The 1,086-nt window shown below is 72.9% G+C and carries 1 protein-coding gene; it reads right to left on the reverse strand.

Going from position 1 to position 1,086, the window contains the following annotated elements; translation table 11 throughout:
- Positions 1 to 1,077, reverse strand: a 1,077-nt coding sequence (locus tag CWC38_RS11830) for an LCP family protein (protein ID WP_133306268.1), incomplete at its 3' end; no start/stop codon positions are given.
- Positions 1,078 to 1,086 lie beyond the last annotated feature (9 nt).

Raw genomic sequence — 1,086 nt, forward strand, 5'->3', positions numbered from 1 at the left:
GTTCAGGTCGATCCCGCCCAGGGCGTCCACGAGCGAGGCGAAGCCGTCCATGTCGATCAGGGCGTACGCCTGGATCTTCAGCCCCGTCACACCCTCGGCGGCCTCCTTGGTGGCCTGGGCCCCCGGGTCCGCGACACCCTCGTAGAGGTCCTTGTGGTTCTGCATCACGTCCGTGTAGATGGCGTTCATGATGCACTCGTCACCGCAGTTGAAGCCCTCCGGGTAGACGGTGCTCATGGGCGAGCCGGAGGGGAAGGGGACGTTCTGCAGGTTGCGGGGGATGGAGACGGTCACGGTCTGCCCGGAGGACGCGTCCACGCTGAGCACCGTCATGGAGTCCGGCCGCCGGCCCTCCCGGTCCTCGCCGGCGTCCCCGCCCATGAGCAGGATGTTGTAGCGGCCCTCGGAGGGGGCGAACGGCAGGCCGCCCGCAAAGGTGTGGGAGATCGCACCGCGCGCCACCGAGACCAGGTGGGCGGCGTAGCCGAGCCCACCACCGGTGACGAGCATGGCGAGCACGGTCACGACGATCACCGCCCGCTTCATCCCGGTGCCGAGCAGGCCCGGCCGGATGAGGCGCAGGGTGTCGAACCACAGCACCACCCAGCCGATGGCGAGGGCCACGAGGACCACCATGAGCACGGCGGAGGTGATGGAGCTGGTGAGCAGCCAGATCAGCGCGGTGCGCCACACGAACCAGAGCACCAGGGCGAGGACGAGTGCCGCCCAGACCGCGGCGGTGATCCGCACGGCGATCCGGCCGATGCTGCGGCGCCCGGCCACGAGCTGCGTGGAGCCGGGCACCAGGAGCGTGGCCCCCAGCAGCCACCAGGCCCGCTTGGTGCGGGTCCCGGGCGCGGCGAACCGCGGATGGGAGAGCGGATCGCCCACACGGGAGCGGGAGCGGCGCGGGCCCTCGTCCGGGTGGCGCGCCGCCGTGGCCCCCGCAGCGGGCGCCCCGGTTCCGGGTCCGCCGGTCCCCGCGGCCGACGGGGCGTCGTCGGGCAGCTGGTCGTCGGCGCGGGTGGCGGAGGGGCGGGCGTCGTCGCCGCGGGGGCGGTCGGTGGATCCGTTCACGTGAAACTC

It is taken from the genome of Kocuria tytonicola (genome assembly GCF_003687455.1).
Taxonomy (GTDB): domain Bacteria; phylum Actinomycetota; class Actinomycetes; order Actinomycetales; family Micrococcaceae; genus Kocuria; species Kocuria tytonicola.